This window comes from Geminisphaera colitermitum TAV2 (assembly GCF_000171235.2).
GTDB lineage: Bacteria > Verrucomicrobiota > Verrucomicrobiia > Opitutales > Opitutaceae > Geminisphaera > Geminisphaera colitermitum.
Genome location: NZ_ABEA03000002.1, coordinates 1 through 622, shown reverse-complemented (window position 1 = coordinate 622; position 622 = coordinate 1). Strand labels below are relative to the sequence as shown.

General features: G+C 69.6%; 1 protein-coding gene. It reads right to left on the bottom strand.

Annotated features, from left to right (window positions below):
* The coding region (locus OBACDRAFT_RS00010; RefSeq protein ID WP_157836839.1) for an AMP-binding protein at window positions 1-622 on the bottom strand (622 nt) is incomplete at both ends.

Sequence of the window (622 nt, the reverse complement as noted above, 5' to 3'; positions counted from 1 at the left end):
CCCCATCCAAAACGATCCGCGCATGAGGCAACGCCCTCCCCGCCCCGCGCTCTCCCGCCGCGAACTCCTCCGGACGCAACGCCGTGACCATCGCCGCCGTTTCCGTCAACCCGTAGGAAAACGCCAGCGGCACACCCGCCGCCGCCCCCGCCTCGATCAACGCCGGCCACCGACGGCCCCCCCCCCCACGAACACCGCCGCGAAACCCCCGCAACCACTCCACCGCCGCCGCGCTCCCCAGCAACCGCTGCAACTGCGTCGGCACCAGCGAAAGAAACCACCCGCCACCGGTGTCATGCGGCAACGGATACAACTCTCCGCGCTCGATCGCCTTCCAATCCGCGTGCACGTAACGCCCCCCCGTCAACGCGCAACGCATCCACGCCATCAAACCGCTCACATGATGCAACGGCAGCAACCCCAGCGCATTGACCCGCTCCACTCCGAAGTGCGCGCAAAACCCCGCCACCGCCGCCGCCAGCGTCTGCTCGTCATGCCGCGCCAGCTTCAAATTCCCCGACGATCCCCCGGTCGGAATGCACAACCACCCAAGCCCCCCCGCAAACGAAGCCTCGTCCGCCCGTGCGACCAACGCCGCGAACTGCGCCCGCTCCCGCGCCCC